Origin of the sequence: Flavobacterium crocinum, from assembly GCF_003122385.1 — a bacterium.
GTDB lineage: Bacteria > Bacteroidota > Bacteroidia > Flavobacteriales > Flavobacteriaceae > Flavobacterium > Flavobacterium crocinum.
Map to the genome: position 1 here is coordinate 2794493 of NZ_CP029255.1, position 16140 is coordinate 2810632.

At 32.7% G+C, this 16140-nt stretch carries 9 protein-coding genes; 3 read left to right on the top strand and 6 right to left on the bottom strand.

Annotation, left to right across the window (positions count from 1 at the left end):
• Positions 1–158: 158 nt before the first annotated feature.
• The gene (locus HYN56_RS12525; protein ID WP_109192483.1) at positions 159–1184 is read left to right on the top strand and encodes a hypothetical protein; all 1026 of its coding nucleotides are present in this window, start codon (positions 159–161) and stop codon (positions 1182–1184) included.
• A complete protein-coding gene (locus HYN56_RS12530; RefSeq protein ID WP_109192484.1) occupies positions 1144–3495 on the top strand; it encodes a hypothetical protein in 2352 nt (783 codons plus the stop codon). Before HYN56_RS12525 ends, HYN56_RS12530 begins: the two co-directional genes overlap by 41 nt.
• Positions 3496–3561: 66 nt before the next feature.
• Here the strand turns inward: HYN56_RS12530 and HYN56_RS12535 are convergent, their stop codons facing one another.
• The 6 genes from HYN56_RS12535 to HYN56_RS12560 all read right to left on the bottom strand — a co-directional run bounded on the left by HYN56_RS12535 (position 3562) and on the right by HYN56_RS12560 (position 14519).
• Positions 3562–4875, bottom strand: a complete 1314-nt coding sequence (locus tag HYN56_RS12535; RefSeq protein ID WP_109192485.1) for an APC family permease — start codon at positions 4873–4875, stop codon at positions 3562–3564.
• Between the two features lie 148 nt (positions 4876–5023).
• Entirely contained in the window at positions 5024–7330 is a 2307-nt protein-coding gene (locus HYN56_RS12540; RefSeq protein ID WP_109192486.1) for a TonB-dependent siderophore receptor, read from the bottom strand.
• 235 nt (positions 7331–7565) lie between these two features.
• Positions 7566–8291 carry a DUF4198 domain-containing protein gene (locus HYN56_RS12545; protein WP_109194791.1) on the bottom strand — a complete coding sequence of 242 codons (726 nt, stop codon included), beginning with the start codon at positions 8289–8291 and terminating at the stop codon, positions 7566–7568.
• 144 nt (positions 8292–8435) lie between these two features.
• Positions 8436–10865, bottom strand: coding sequence for a TonB-dependent receptor (locus tag HYN56_RS12550; protein WP_109192487.1), 2430 nt, complete (start codon positions 10863–10865; stop codon positions 8436–8438).
• Positions 10866–10973: 108 nt separating this feature from the next.
• Positions 10974–12119, bottom strand: coding sequence for a PepSY-associated TM helix domain-containing protein (locus HYN56_RS12555; protein ID WP_109192488.1), 1146 nt, complete (start codon positions 12117–12119; stop codon positions 10974–10976).
• Positions 12120–12200: 81 nt separating this feature from the next.
• Positions 12201–14519: a TonB-dependent receptor gene (locus tag HYN56_RS12560; protein ID WP_109192489.1), complete on the bottom strand. Its 2319-nt coding sequence runs from the start codon at positions 14517–14519 to the stop codon at positions 12201–12203.
• Positions 14520–14771: 252 nt separating this feature from the next.
• On the opposite strand from HYN56_RS12560, the gene HYN56_RS12565 reads away from it, so the two are divergent.
• On the top strand, positions 14772–15932 hold the full coding sequence (locus tag HYN56_RS12565; RefSeq protein WP_091495899.1) for an MFS transporter: 1161 nt from the start codon (positions 14772–14774) through the stop codon (positions 15930–15932).
• The last annotated feature ends 208 nt before the right edge of the window (positions 15933–16140 follow it).

A 16140-nucleotide genomic window follows, 5' to 3' on the forward strand; every position in this document is an offset into this window, starting at 1 on the left:
GAATGACAAAAGCCTCGCCTTTTTCTTGATAACCAATCAAATTCATTGTTTTTTAAGCTCCAATTTTTCTCAAAAAATAGTTGCTATTTTTTGATTTTTATATTCCAAAAAGATATAATTTTAATACGATTTTACGCTATCTAAATTTTCTTTTTCAAATGAAAAAAATCTTATTTTTTGTATTTATTTTGACTCTTTTTTTCTCTTGTTCCAACAAAATTGACAACGTTGAGAAATCTTTTTATTACTGGAAAAGCAACAGCTGGAGCCTGAATTCAAGGGAAAGCCAGGTTTTAAAAGATTTAAAAGTCAGGAAATTATACATTAAGTTTTTTGAGATTGATCATAATGAAGCTTATGGGGATTTTCCTGTTTCCAAAACGTCTTTGCGTTTTTATCAAAAGGAAGATTTTTTAATTGTTCCAACAGTATATATTAAAAACGAGGTTTTTAAAAATACGAATAGGGAAAGGATGGATACACTGGCCAATAATGTTGCTTTTTTGATTAATAAATATGCAAATGAAAGATTTGAAGGAGCTATCATGACGAAAGAATTTCAAATGGATTGTGACTGGACTTTGACAACAAAGGATAATTATTTTTATTTTTTGAAGAAATTAAAGGCCGTTTCCAAAAAAGAAATTAGCTGTACCTTAAGATTATATCCTTATAAATATCCCGAAAAAATGGGTATTCCTCCTGTAGACAAGGCGACTTTAATGTGTTATAATTTGATAAATCCATTATGGAATCATTCAAAAAACTCCATTTTAGATATCGAAGAATTAAAACTATATCTCAATAAAAAACGAAAATATCCCTTGCATTTAGATATTGCACTTCCAACTTATTCCTGGATGCAGGTGTATAAAAATGATCATTTTTATAAAGTGATTTATGATGGACAGAAAGAGATTTTAAAATCTTTGAAAGAAATTAAACCTTTATGGTATGAAGTCACAAAAGATACAGTAGTTGATGATTTTTATTTAAGAATTGGAGATAAGATTAAATATGAAAATCTGACTTCAGAGAAAATTAATGAAGCCATCAAAGTAATTAAAAAAAATGTAGACTTTGATACGAACACTACAGTAACATTATTTCATTTAGACGAAGAACAATTAAGTAATTACAGCAATGAAGAACTTTCTGGGTTTTATACTAATTTTAGTAAGTAGTAGCATTTTTGCTTGTGGTTTTTATCCGTTTGGAGAAGAAATCCGATATTCATTTTTTAATCCTTCCAATTTTAATTACTATTCTTATTCAGAATTTAATTATTCTTATAATTCATTCTATCCAAATACAGACGGAGTGTATCCGCAAGGTTCAATTAACGAGAATGAAAACCTTTGGATGAAATATTGTCGTCATAAAGTTTCTATCGAAGCTATACGAAGCATTTTATATAATTTTAATGAAGAAGAGATTAATGAAAAATCTTCGAATGAAATGCTTCTGTATTTTTATAAAACTAAAAATTTAGAGGCTGTAAATTATTTGAAATTTGCTAAAACCTGCGAACCTCTTAATGGAATGTATGGCGATCCATGGGAAAAAAAGGAAGGAGCTACAATGCCAAAGAGAAAAGATCTTATCAATAAAGCAGTAGCGATTTCTAAAAAGGTTAAAGATAAAGAAATCAAATTACGATATACTTTTTTGGCTCTTAGACTGGCTTATTATAATAATGATTTGGAACAAATCAAATCATTGTATGATACTATTTTTAAACAACAAAAAAAGAAAGATATACTGAATTACTGGAGTTTATATTTTAGGACATTTGCCGAAACCGATAAAGCCTTAGCAAATTTTTATGCTGCACAGGTTTTTGTAAAAGCCCCGGATAAGCGCTTTATGATTTCTCAGGTATTTAACTCTAAAATTTCATTGGAAGATGTTTTAAAGTATGCTAAAAATGATGAAGAAAGAGCCAATGTTTACTTTTTAACAGGTGTAAAAAAGAGCGATCAAGCCTTGTTTTGTTTGGAGAAAGTCTATCAATACAATCCAAAATTTGAAGGCCTTTCTTTTTTGTTGCTGAGAGAAATTAATAAAATTGAGGATTGGGTATTTACACCTTATTATTCTTTATTTAATCCAGCAGTTTCAAAATATGATTATTGGTCAGACGATGCAAATAATTCGATAAAAGATGTTTTAAATAGAGTTGAAAATGATAGGGTTTATGCTGGAAAAGTGTTGCAATTTGTAAGTAATGTAAAACTTAAAAAAATCAATGACCCAATTTTATGGAAGTTAGGAAAGTCTTATTTATCTTTTGTAGCAAAAAACAACCAAAGCTGTTTGAATGAAATTGCCGTTTTAGAAAAGGAAATTTCGAAAACAGATCCTCTTTATAATCAAATAAAAATTATAAAAGCATTAGCCTTAACTGCCAATCAGGAAAAAGGAAAAGCTGTTATTTTAGATGCAGTAAAACCAATTCTGCTTGAAAATCAAAAAAACAGAAAATTTTTATTTGCTATTGGAAGGGAATTAGAATACAAACAGAATACATTGGATGCCGCTTTTTTATATTCAAAGCTCAATGAAGTTGTGACAGAGCCTCGTGATTATTCTGAAAATAATACAGCGGTTTGGAAAACTTTAAAAAACAAAAGCAATTCGTATAGAGATTTTTATTCTGATTATTTCGAATATATAGATGTGATTTATTCGCCAGAACAAGTACGGGAAATAGTAGAACAGATTGAAAATAAAAGAGAGAATCTAGATTCATTTTCAGAATGGAAGCAAAGCTATCTTAAAAAAGAAATTTCAAGATTATACGATTTGATTGGAACAAAATACATCCGTCAGAACAATCTCAAACTAGCCTCTGAATATTTTGAAAAATTGGATATCGACGAAGTTGCCAGTTACGCAGATTGTCTTTGGGAAAAGCCAAATTGCAAAGAATCAGATATGTTTGATGCAAATCCGTTTTTTGTTCTTAAATATACTCCTGAGTTTATTAAGCAACAAAAGTCCTTCAAATTAAATAAAAGAAGCATTACGGAACATTTGATATTATATCTTAATAAAGCTTCTAATCCGAAAGAAGTCAATAAGGACTATTATTATTTTTTGGCTGCGAACGCTTATTATAATATGACGCAAAATGGAAATTCATGGATGATGCGCCGTTACAATTGGCATCATTATGTTGATGATACTCCTTTTGAAGATGAGAAAGAATATTTTCAGGGTAATTTAGCACAGCAATATTATCTTTTAGCGTTAAAGCATGCTAAAACAGATAAGTTTAAAGCCTTATGCCTGAGAATGATAGGAAGGTGCGAAAAAAACAAATTGCAATATCAATATCCTGATGATTACGATAGCAAAATTGAAAATTATGATGATTTTCTTTTAAGTAAAAATAAATACTATCAGGATTTAAAATCAAAATATGCAGATGATTATGTCGATCTTATGTCTGACTGTAGTTCTTTTGAAGAATATTTTAAGGCGAGAAGATAGATTTGCTAAATAAATGATTAAACCTAACAGGTTTTAAAACCTGTTAGGTTTTTTTATACGCAATATTTACTTTTTCTTCTTCAAAACCCAAAACAAAGGATAAGAAATAATCGTAATAGCAACAATAATTATAAAACTTTTTGGATCGCTGTAAATGAATCCTGCAAGTATTGAGATAGAAAATATAATAGCTATTATAGTTGCCCACGGATACCAAAAAGAACGATAAGGTCTTGGTAAATCCGGTTCTGAAGTTCTAAGTTTTAAAAGTGAATAATACGCCAGTCCCCAAACAATTATAGAGATAAAAGCGGCAAAGGAAAATAATACTTCAAAAGAACCAATACAGATTAAAAACAAACTGAAAAGCGACGAAACCAAAAGTGCGACAATCGGTGTTCCGCCTTTATTGACTTGTGTTCCCTGTTTGATGAAAAACCCGTCACGGCTTAATCCGTAAAGAATTCTTGGCGGAATCATCATAAAAGCATTTAAAATACTGATTAAAGAAAAAATAGAAATTACGGTTACGATTTTTGCTCCGCTGTCTCCAAAAATAATTTTAGCAACATCGGCAGCCGCAAGATTTGATTTGGCTAATGTTTCAATTGGCAATACATGAAAGAATGCTGCATTTACCAAAATGTAAATAGCTACAACAAGTAAAACGCCACTGTATAAAGATTTCGGAATGTTTTTGCCTGGATCATCATTTTCTTCAGCAAAAAAACAAACAGCGTTCCAGCCATTATAAGTTCCAATTATGAGCTGTAATGATTTGAAAAAGCCAAATAAAAGTCCGATTTGGAAGATAGAACTATCAGTTTTGATTGGTGCTATTTCAACACCCGAATACATAAAACAGGCAACAACCAAAGCAACAAAACAAATCACTTTCAATAAACTGGTAATCTGTTGAATTACACTTCCGTTTTTTACTCCACTTAAATGTAGTAAAACAAAAGCAACAAGTATTGAAATTGACATTACAGTAGAATAATTAGCCAGTCCGGGAAACAAAATAATAGTGTATTCACTAATCACTATACAGTAAAAGGCAGGTGGAATTGCATTGACAATATAATCGTACCAGCCAGAAAGAAAGCCGGCATATTCTCCCAAAGCTCTTTTGATATAATTATAAGATCCACCGGCTTTTGGTAACATTGTTGCCAATTCAGAATATGAATTAGCTCCTAACAAAACATACAAACCTCCAAAAAGCCAGGAAGCAAGAATAAGCCAGTAATTGTTTAATAAACCTGCAATGGACCCCGGAGTGCGTAAAATTCCAACTCCAATAGTTCCGCCAATTAATACCGCAATGTTAAAACTTAATCCAAGTGTCTTTTTTAATTGGTTTTGTTTGGAATCTGGCATATTTGAGTTAATGGTTAAAGTGGTGTTCAGAGACAAAAGTACTTATAAATAAAGAACATTTTTTAACAAAATAAAAAACCTCACCTTTTGCAAGATGAGGTTTGAATTTTCAAAAAAAAAAATCTAGAAGAATACTAATTCAATATTTTTAGAATTTATAACGCAAACTTGTCATAACCTGACGAGGCGCTATTGGGTTCACACTGTAATTTTCGTGAACAGTATAATTTAATTCATTTGTGATGTTTGATAATCTGCATAAGATAGAGAATTTTCTCCATTCGTAACCAAGAGAAGCATCTACAGTAACATATCCTTCTAATGGAATATCACGATCTCTGATAGTGATAATGTAAGCAGGATCCGGCTTTGGATTAGTTGGAGTTGGTGTAACAGCTGTCCATAAATAATCATCATTCCAACCTCCGGTACGATCACCAATATAGTTTCCGATAGCTCCAAAAGTTACTCCTTTAAATAACCCGTCAGGTATTTTGTAGAAAAAGCTCAGATTGGCTGTGTTTCTTGGTGTTCTTGCTAAAACATCTCCCACAACAAGACTTCCGTTTGTCCCTGATGATTTAGATACTTTGGTTTCATTAAAGCTATAACCAGCCATAATGTTTAGTCCTTCAACAGGGTTGGCAGTAATATCAATCTCAACACCTTTTCCTTTCGTAGCTCCAACTAATTCTTTAATATTGGTGTTTGTATTTTGTGTAACACCATCTGCCAAATAAGGAGCGGTTTGTGCTAAATTATTATTTGTAATTTGATAAACCGTAACGTTTGTACTCAAAAGACCATTCCAGAAATCTTTTTTCACACCCACTTCATACTGATCTATAATAGATGGATCTAAAGGTTTTGAATCGACTGTTGTTCCTGTGTTTGGAGTAAAAGAGTTAGAATAACTTGCAAACAATGATAAATCTTTAGTAGGCTGTACAACCAATCCGGCTTTAGGTGAAAAAGCTTTATTTATTGCTTTTGCTCCTGTTACAGGTATTGCATTTTCGTAAGTAGTTGTAATGACATTTACATTATTCTTTTTCTCTATAACTTCTTTTGTAGTGGTAGCTTCGCTTTCTTGCCATGACCAGCGTAATCCTGCCAGAACTTTTATATATTTATTTATTGAAACTAAATCTTGAAAATAGGCTCCAAAACGTTGAGTTTCTGTATTTGTTAATTGAGTAGTTCTTGTTGGATAAGGAATAAGAGTACTTTGCGTGCTATAATCGTAAGTATATAAGTTTATAGCAGTAGCTTCTGTTGTTAAAAGGTCTGCAGGTTTTCCAGGAGCATAGAATCCAAAAGTATAACTAGGAGCAATAGAATTTTCATAATCAACTCCTGTAAATATTTGGTGTTTAATTGATCCTGTATTAAAATTTCCCTGAAGACTTAATTGATCACCAAAAATGTTTTCAGCAGCATCTGATTTTGTTAAGCCTCGTTTCCAGTTTCCGTTGGCGTCAATTGTACTTAATTGTGCAGTAGAAGTTTGTGCTCTTCTATAATATTGATAAGAAGAATTAAAATTTAATTTCCAGTTTTTATTAAACTCGTGATTAAATAACATGGATGCACTGGAAGATTTAGTATTGGCAGTTGACCAAAGTGCTCCGAAAAATTCGTTACGAGGCAGGTCTAAGATAGTCTTTCCATAAATTCCTGTTCCGAAATCCGGAGTCCAGTCGGCACTTAAATAATCTCCTTGTAAAGTAATTTGGGTTTTATCTGAAAGATGGAATAAAAAGGAAGGATTCACATAAATACGTTCGTTTTTAACATAATCTCTGAAGCTTTCAGAGTTTTCATAAGATCCTGTAAAACGGTATGCAATAGATTTATTTAAAGGGCCATAAAAATCAATAGAAGGTTTGTAATAAGCATAACTTCCTAATTGCATAGATACTTCGCCACCCTGAGTAAATTTTGGTGTTTTAGTAACCAAATTCATGATTCCTCCCGGAGCTACATTTCCATACAATAAAGCAGAACCTCCTTTTAAGAATTCTACCTTCTCTAAAGAAGAAACTTCAGGAATTGACCCAGCATTATAGCGGAAACCGTTTTTAAACATATTGTTGGCACTCATATCATAACCTCTAGAAAAGAAAGATTCCTGAGCGCCACCACGAGCAGATCCTACATAAACACCATTCAGATTTTTTACAACTTCACTTAGTCGGATCGCTTGCTGTTGTTCTATAATTTCGCTGCCAACGATTTGTACACTTTGTGGCAAGTCCATTACTTTAATTCCGGAACGGGCAGCCTCAATTGGTTTTTTAGGTTTATTTGCGGTGATTAAAACTTCATTAAGAGTTTCTCCTTTTTTATTTTTTACAGTATCGGTGACTGATGAAGTAGTTTCCCTACCTGAATAATCCTGACCGTAAGAGGCAAAGCTCAATAATCCTAATGCTAATAGTAAATTATATTTCATGGTATTTATTTAGATTCAATAAAAATTATCGAGTACAAATATAAATACACATCTTCTTTAACATGAAATTATGACATGGTTTTCTTGCTTAAACATTGCTTAGTTTTTTCTTAAGATTTGCTTAAGAATTTTCTAATGATATTTTAATTTTGTATTAATGTTCAAAAAAAAACCTTGCCGCCAAGCAAGGTTTTTTCAATTGAAATTAAATCTAAGAATATATTTTTTTATAGAATTATTTTACAACGATTTGATAAGTTGCCATTTTCCAGATTTCATCGTATTTTTTACCGTTGTGTTCTCCGGAAGCTTTATCAGTGTGAGCATATTCTACCATATAGTTTCCAGACCAGATTGGAGTAAAAGAGAATTCTCCTTTATAATTTGTCCATAATTCTTTTTCCCATCCGTTTGGAGCGATTACTTTAATTTTGGCTTCTTTGGCAATAGCTCCGTCATAAGAAGCAACTCCTGTAATTTTGGTATCTTTTTTAGCTACATCTGCATTTTCTGAGAAAACAGCAATTTTATTAGTGTTTGATGCAATTGTATTTCCGGCAGTTTTGTTTCCAACAACAACAGTTGCGCTAGAGTTGTAATCCAATTTCATAGTACCATAAACATCTTTTACAGTATGCTGCATTACAATAGTGTAAACTCCGTCTTCAGTAGGGGTAAAGAATGCTTGATATTTATTGTCTAATGCTTTAGAAGTAAGTTTTGTCTCTTTTTTTGAAGGAGAAATAACAATTAAAGTAAAATCTTTTAAATCAGAAAACCATTTATCGGCTTTTGTAATATCATTATCAGAGAACTCTCCAAAGTAAATAGAAATTTCCTGAGCTTTTCCTTTTGTTCCGGTTGCTTTAGTTTCAATCCAAAGTGCGTGAGCAAAAATTTGTGGTGCAGCAAAAAGCATTAAAAATAAAAAAGTTAATGTTTTTAGAGTATTTGATTTCATACGATCAAGTTTAAAATTAGTAGAATGATATTTTTTACAAACATAAGTCTTATTTAGAATAATTAAAAATAAAAACATATAAAAAAGCCCCGAAGCCAAATATATTCTTTGGATTTCGGGGCTTTTTTGTGATTTAAATTTTATTTAGAATTTATAAGCAAAACTTGCTACAACATTTCTTGGTTTTTGCGGATTTACTGTAGACCATCCACCATTGAAATAATCTTTATTTGTGATGTTGTTTACATTTAAGCTTATACGAAATTTAGTTACATTATAAAAAACAGAACCATTAACCACTGTATAAGAAGGAAGAATAAACTTGCCGGTTACTTCACTATCTAAAATAGCATTATCACTGGCATAATTTCCTCCAAAACCCAGTCCGAAGTTTTCTAAAGTTCCTTCATCAAATTTATAGGTTGCCCAAAGGTTTACTAAGTTTTTCGGGCCAGCCCAGAACGGTCTTTTTCCCTGATCCAGCCAGACATTGTTTTCGTCTCCTTTGGTAATTTTACTATCATTATAACTATATCCCGCAATAATGCTTAAACCTTTTATTGGTGCAGCGTTCAGATCAAATTCAAAACCTTTACTTCTTGCTTCGCCACCTTGTGCACTGTACATTGGATTACTGGTTACCAAGTTGGCTACATTAATATCATAATAACTTGCAGTTGCTGTTAATTTATTTGAAAACAAATCTGCTTTTACTCCCGCTTCTAACTGATTGGCGTGTTCCGGTTCAAAAGTCTTTGAGCCTATAAAATTACCATCGTTATCATATAATGCACTTGGAGCAATATTTCTGAATCCATTCATGTAATTAGCAAAAACAGATAACTGATCCTGAATTGGCTGATAAACAATTCCAAATTTTGGCGATAATGCTGTTTGATTGTAATTGTCTGTATCGGTTTTAATATTTCCCTCAGTATCAAAATAATCTACTCTTAAACTTGCCATTACTAATAATTTAGAAGTAATGTTTAATAAATCTGAAGCATAAGCACTATAAGTTGCATCCTTAGAGTTGTAATCCGGACCGGCTTCTCCCGCTAATAATTGATCTACAGAAGTCTGACTAAGATTATAAGGATTATCAGGATCTAATTGTCTTACTTCTCCCTGAGCCGTAACATTATATAATTTTCCATAGCCGGAACCTCCGAACATTACATTTCTGTCAAAATAATCTAAACCAACAACTAAGCGATTTCGCATATTTCCAATTCTGAAATCACCAATAAAGTTTTGCTGAATGTCGGTTGTAGCCGTTTGAGAATTTTCTTTTGTAATCCAAAAACCAAAATCCCGGTTTCCGTCTTCGTTGTCATAAATGTATGAGTAATACCCTTTTGATTTGGTTGAAGTTCTGGATAAAACAGTTTGTGATGTCCATTGATCAGAAATTTTATAGGTCATTTGTCCCTGTAGATTAAATCTCGGATTTTTCATTGGAAGATCATTGCTGTAAAAAGATAAGCTGGTATCGTAATTTAAATCGGCTAAATCTGTAAATTGTAATTTAGCATCTCTCCCTAAAAACAACATCGATGGCGTTGTTTTTTCTTCTGACATAAATTCGGTGTTAATCAGGAAAGATAATTTATTGTTTACTTTATAAGACAGGGAAGGAGCTACAAAGACTGAAGTACGGAATCCTGCATCCTGAAAACTATTTTCAGTTTGGTAGGCTGCATTTATTCTAAAAAGTACATCATTATTATCATCTAAAGGCGTATTAAAATCTGCTGTAACTCTGTTTAAACCAAAACTTCCCGCCAGATACGAAATCTCACCTCCAAAACCACTGTAAGGTTTTTTGGTAACGGTATTGATAAGTCCGCCGTAGCTCACTAAACTACTTCCAAATAAAGTTCCGGAAGGCCCCTTAATAACTTCAATTCGTTCAATGTTGGCAGGATCTAATGTACCGCTGGTCAAGCCCGGAAGTCCATTTACGATGTTGGCCTGAACTTCAAAACCACGAAGGGAATAATAAGAACCTCCATCGCCGCCACGACCTGTAGATTCCCATAATTTTTGAATTCCGGGAACATTTTTCAGAGCATCTTCATAATTAGTAATAGCCTGTTCTTTCATTAATTCAGAAGAAACTATATTGTAGACTTGCGGATTTTCAACATTTTTAAGGGGCATTTTCGAAACATAAGTACTTTGTTTTGGAAATGCTTTTCCTCTGTTATTGGTAATGATAACTTCTTTTAATTGTTTGTTTGAAACAGTAAGTTGTAAATTTAGAGTTGCGGTTTCATTCGCTGTAACATTTACTTGTTGTTCTAATGTTTCATATCCGGATAGTGAAACTTGTAAAATATAACTGTTGGGTTTTACACGATTAAATTCAAATGCACCTTCTTCATTACTAACGGTGCCATATTTTGAACCTTTAAGAATGATATTTACTCCAACAGCATTTTCACCGTCAGATGTAGTGATTGTTCCTTTTATTTTGCCAAAGTTTTGCTGGGCAAAAAGATTACAACTAAAGAATAGCAGTAAGCAAATTTTGGTAAGAATCTGTTTAATGCCCGGATTTGAATAATTCATGGTATTTCTTTTTTTTGGATTAATTTTGAACTTGTTATTTAGAACAAATAAAAAGAAAGCAAAAGTAGAAATTCTAATATCCTTACCAACAATTATTATCTTTTATTATCAGTAGCAGTTTTCTTTTTTTTTGTTATTTCTTCCCCACCAGATTAAAAAACCTGTAATTGGTAAACTTGCACAGATTAGGCTGGCAAAAAAAGCGAGAACTTTACCTGGAAATCCGAGAATACTGCCTACATGTAAGTCGTAATTTATAAATCGGAACTTTTCGCCATTGCTTTTGTCTTTGTACTTTATCGTTCTAAGTGGTTTTGCAGTATATTGGTCGTAATCTGTAGCTGTATCATCAAAGCGGCTTTTGTATCTGATAAAGGTATTGTAAGTTGCAAGTGAATCCGTTTCTTTTGGAAGAAACAGATAATAACTTTTGGCTTCGGGATGCGATTGTTTTACAGAGGTGTAAATTTTGTCAAGCGGTCTGTTTTTGGTAAATTGAGTAGTATCTGAAACTACTTTTTCTCTTTTAAATGTTTTTCCTCCATTCAATAACCATTGAACCCCTTTATCATAAGATTGAAATGCCCAAACCAATCCTGTAAGGGCAATTAGTAACGCAAAAAGCATGGAATAAAACCCAAGAATATTATGTAAATCGTAGTTTTTGCGTTTCCATTTTGTGCTGTTTTTCCATTGAAACCAAAAACGTTGTTTGGCAGCTTGCTTATTTTTTGGCCACCAAAGAATAAGTCCCGTAATTAAAGAAATGATAAAGATAATAGTGGCTGTTCCTGTAATGGGATCTCCAATTTTACTGTTGAGACATAATGTCTGATGCAGCATTCGGACAAAGACAAAAAACTCGAAGTTTACATTTTCCTGTTTTTTAACTACACCAGTGTAAGGATCGACATAAAGATAAGTGCTTTGGTACTGGTTCCAATACCAAAAAGCATCTGGATTTAATTCCTCATAAAACCAAACAATTACGGTGCGGTCGTCTTCATTCAGTATTCGACATCCTGAAATAGATTCTTTTGGATTTTTGTTGGCTTTTTTAGCGATTTCTATGATTTGGCTGAGAGGCAGTTTTTTTTCTTTTACCTGATCTACGTAATAGTAATCATGAACAATAGGACGTAATTCTTCCTCAAAAGAATATAGACATCCGGTTATGCCTAATATAACTACAATTAGTCCGGAAGCTAGCCCCAGCCATAAGTGAATTTTAAGAATGAGTTTTTTAAATGTCATAGAAATAACTCTAAAAATGGGTATAATTAAAATGACGCCTCAATTTTTTAAATTGAGGCGTCATTTTAAGTGTGTTATATTTTAAAACTTAATTGTTAAGTTAGCTAAGATATTGGCTGGTGCCATTGAAGAACCCCAGAAATCCCAGTATTTTTCGTTTGTAATATTGTTGAATTTTAAACCTAATCTCCATGTTGGTTTTTCATAATATACAGTTGCATTATAAACAGTGTAAGAAGGCATATAAACCAAATTATTTGCTGTAAAGTAGTTTTTGTCGATATAGTTGGCACCTGCACCAATACCTAATCCTTTCAATTTATTTTGGAAAGTATAAGTCGTCCAGAAGTTTACTACATTTTCAGGAGAACTTGTTGCTTTTTTTCCTTCGATAGTAGAATCAGAAGCTCTTACGATACGGTTGTCATTATATGCATATCCACTTACAATGCTTAATCCGTTAAATGGAGTTGCCATTAATTCAAAATCTACTCCTTTGCTTACCTGTTTTCCATCCTGGATGGTATATCCGGCATCAACTCTTGTCGCATTATCAATAGTAATGTTGTAGTAACTAATAGAACCGCTTAATTTTTTGTTAGACGTTTCTGCTTTTAAACCTCCTTCATATTGTACCGCATAAATTGGATCCAAAACTAATAAGGTTTGATCGGGTTGTGTTACAGGCGCCATATTCTGGAAACCGTTCATATAATTTGCAAATACAGCAACCTGACTTTTTACAATTTCATATACTAATCCAAATTTTGGAGAAAGTGCTGTCTGGCTGTAACCTTCAACTGTTCCTACTTTGGCTCTTTCAAAATTATCCAGGCGCAAGCTTAACATTGCAGAGAACTTGTCTGTGAAATTCACCACATCACAAACATAAGCGCTAATTGTTTTTTGGTCAGCAACAGGAGAAGTTGTCAGGTTAAGACCGGCATCAACTGCTTTTCTTCTGATAGGAGTAAAAGGAGTTGTAACATCAATATTATCAAGTGTAAAAGTTGATCCGCCTGAGAAGTTTGAAGTATAAATTCTGTAGTTTGCACCGGCAAGGAATTTATGTTTGATGCTCCCTGTAGAAAACTGTCCGTTAATGTTTTCCTGAATATTAGTATAGTTATTAAAGATTGGTCCCCAAAGTCCAACTCTTCTGGCTACCTGTGTTGGAGAACTCCAGACAGCATAACTTTGGTAACTGCGCTCTACATCTTCACCTACAAAAGAAAATACAGTTGTAGATTTCCAGTTTTCAGATATTTGATATTCAGCTTGTCCAAAGAATTTAGTAGCCGTTGATTTGGCATCATTATCATCATGGAACATAGATTTTTTGTAGTCGATTTGAAGTTGGCTTGGATTTGTTATTCCAGAATTTGCGTCATAAGTATTATAAGTACGTCTGGTGTTGTTAACATTATAAAGCTCTGCATCGAAGTTAAAAGTAAGTTTGTCCGATGCTTTGTAAGTTAAGCTGGGAGCAAAAAGAAGCGTATTGTTGAAACCATAATCAAGGAAGCTTTTTTCTCTGTGAACTCCCATATTAATTCTGAATAAAACTGTTTTTTCCTGATTTAAAGGAGTGTTAACATCTACAGTTAATCGGTTTAAATTGTAGCTTCCTGTTGTGTAAGATACTTCAGCAGCAGGGGTTTCAAAAGGCTTTTTGGTAACAAGATTCACAACACCTCCAAAAGAAGATACTGAAGAACCAAATAAAGTTCCGGAAGGACCTTTCAGGATTTCAATACGTTCTACGTTACCAAGATCAACAGAAGAACGTCCGGAAACGGTTTCCATTCCGTTACGTGCATTAACACCAATAGAGAATCCTCTGAAAATCATTCCAACTCCACCAGATGGATAACTGATTGATACAACTCCAGGTGCATTCATAACAGCACCTTTAATATCTACAGAAATCTGCTGCAGTAAAAGCTCTTTTTGAATTACACTATAAACCTGTGGGTTTTCAATATTGGTTAAAGGCATTCTGGCAACATAATCTGTTTTTTTAGATAGAATGCTTTTTTTACTGTTTACGACAACTTCTTTTAATTCTTTGTCAGAAACTTTTAATTGTAAATTAATAGTTGAGGTTTCGCTTTCTGTTACGATTACTTCGCTTTCTGAAGTCTCATAACCAGTTAAAGAAACTTGTAAAGTATAAGTGTTTGGTTTTACTCTGTTGAATTCGAAATTTCCATTTTCATCAGAAACAGTCCAGTATTTTGAGTTTTTTAAAATCACATTAACTCCAGCTGCTAATTCGCCGTCTGAAGTGGTAATGGTTCCTTTAATTTTTCCATTTTGTTGGGCAGATACGATTAAGAACGAAAAGACAAAACTAATTGTTAAGAGAAAACGTAACGTTTTCGGATTAAAATATTTCATTGGTTGTATATTGGTTTATAAATACATTTTTATTTAGAACAAATAAAAACAATGCAAATGTATAGATTATATTTTCTTTGACAAATATTATTTTTAAGGATTTACTAAGCATTTGTTAAGAATATTTTAAGAAAAGAAAGAATAATCTTTAGGTTTTAATTGAAAAAGAAATTCAAGTTTATGTGAAAAAAGAAAAAAGTAGAATGCTTCCCCTAAAAAAAGCCTTAATTTTGCAGTCAGAAAAACAATTTCATGATTTTATCTTTCTTTAAAAAAATTCAAAATACTCCGAGAGGATATCGTATTGCCAATACAGTCTTTTTCTTTCTTTCAGGTTTTGGATATTCTTCGTGGGTTTCACGAATTCCACATATACAGGCTCAATTGCATTTATCTGAAGCTCAATTTGGAGCTGTTTTGTTTGCCTTTCCGATTGGATTAATGTTGACAATGCCTTTTACAGGAAAACTTTTAAACAAATACAGCAGTCGTTACATAATGCTTTTGGGAGCAATTATGTTCAATATTGTATTGTCTCTGCCCGGATTGGTGGCCTTTGTCTGGCAATTGGTTATTGTGCTTTTAATTTTTGGTGCCTCTCGTAATATTTTCAATTTATCGATTAATGCGCAGTCTTTAGAGGTTCAGAAATTATATCCAAAATCTATTATTACCCGTTTTCATGCGGTTTGGAGTATTGCCGTTTTTTCAGGTGCAGGCTTAGGTTATGTAATGGTGACACAAAAAATTGCGCCCTCGCATCATTTGTTGGGAGTGAGTGTTTTTATGCTGGCACTTACTGCTTGTTTTTATCCGATGAGTATTCATAATGAGCCGGTTCCGGTTAAGAAGAAATTTTTCTCAATGCCGGAAAAAAATCTGGTAAAGTTCGCCTTGATTTGTTTTGTTTCTATGGCATGCGAAAACACAATGTACGACTGGAGCGGAATTTACTTTGAAAACATCCTAAAAGCTTCTCCAAAATTAACAAGTGCGGCCTTTGTATTTTTCGCATCAGCAGTTACGTTGGGACGTATATTTGGAGATTATGGTGTAATGAAATTTGGAACTAAAAAAATCCTGCTTTATAGTGGAATCCTGATTACAATAGGTTTCGGAATCTGTTTTATTCTGCCTTATGCTTATCCAACTATTTTTGGCTATGTTTTAATCGGATTTGGAGTTTCTTGTGTGGTTCCATTAGTGTTTAGTATTGCGGGTAGATCTTCAAAATTAAGTAGTGGTTCAGCCTTGACTTCTATTTCTACAATTGGTTATTTAGGGTTTTTACTAGTTCCGCCAATGGTAGGCTTTATCTCCGAATATCTGAGTATGAAATGGGCATTTTTAATTATGGCGCTTCTAGGTACGCTTATGATTTTTATGGTGAATAAGATTGGGGAGAATGAATAAGAAAGTTGCTAAGTTTTTTGCCGCTAAGACACTAAGGCACAGAGTTTTTTTGTAAAAAAAGCTTAAGATGAAAGCTCTAGAAATTTCTTTAGGGACGAATTTTTGCAAGTTCCAGGTAGTTTTTGGATAATTTATTGATTAAACATGCAATGAGGCAAAAGTTCCGTAGGAACGAAAAAGATATTGTAGCAACGGATTTTAATCCGTT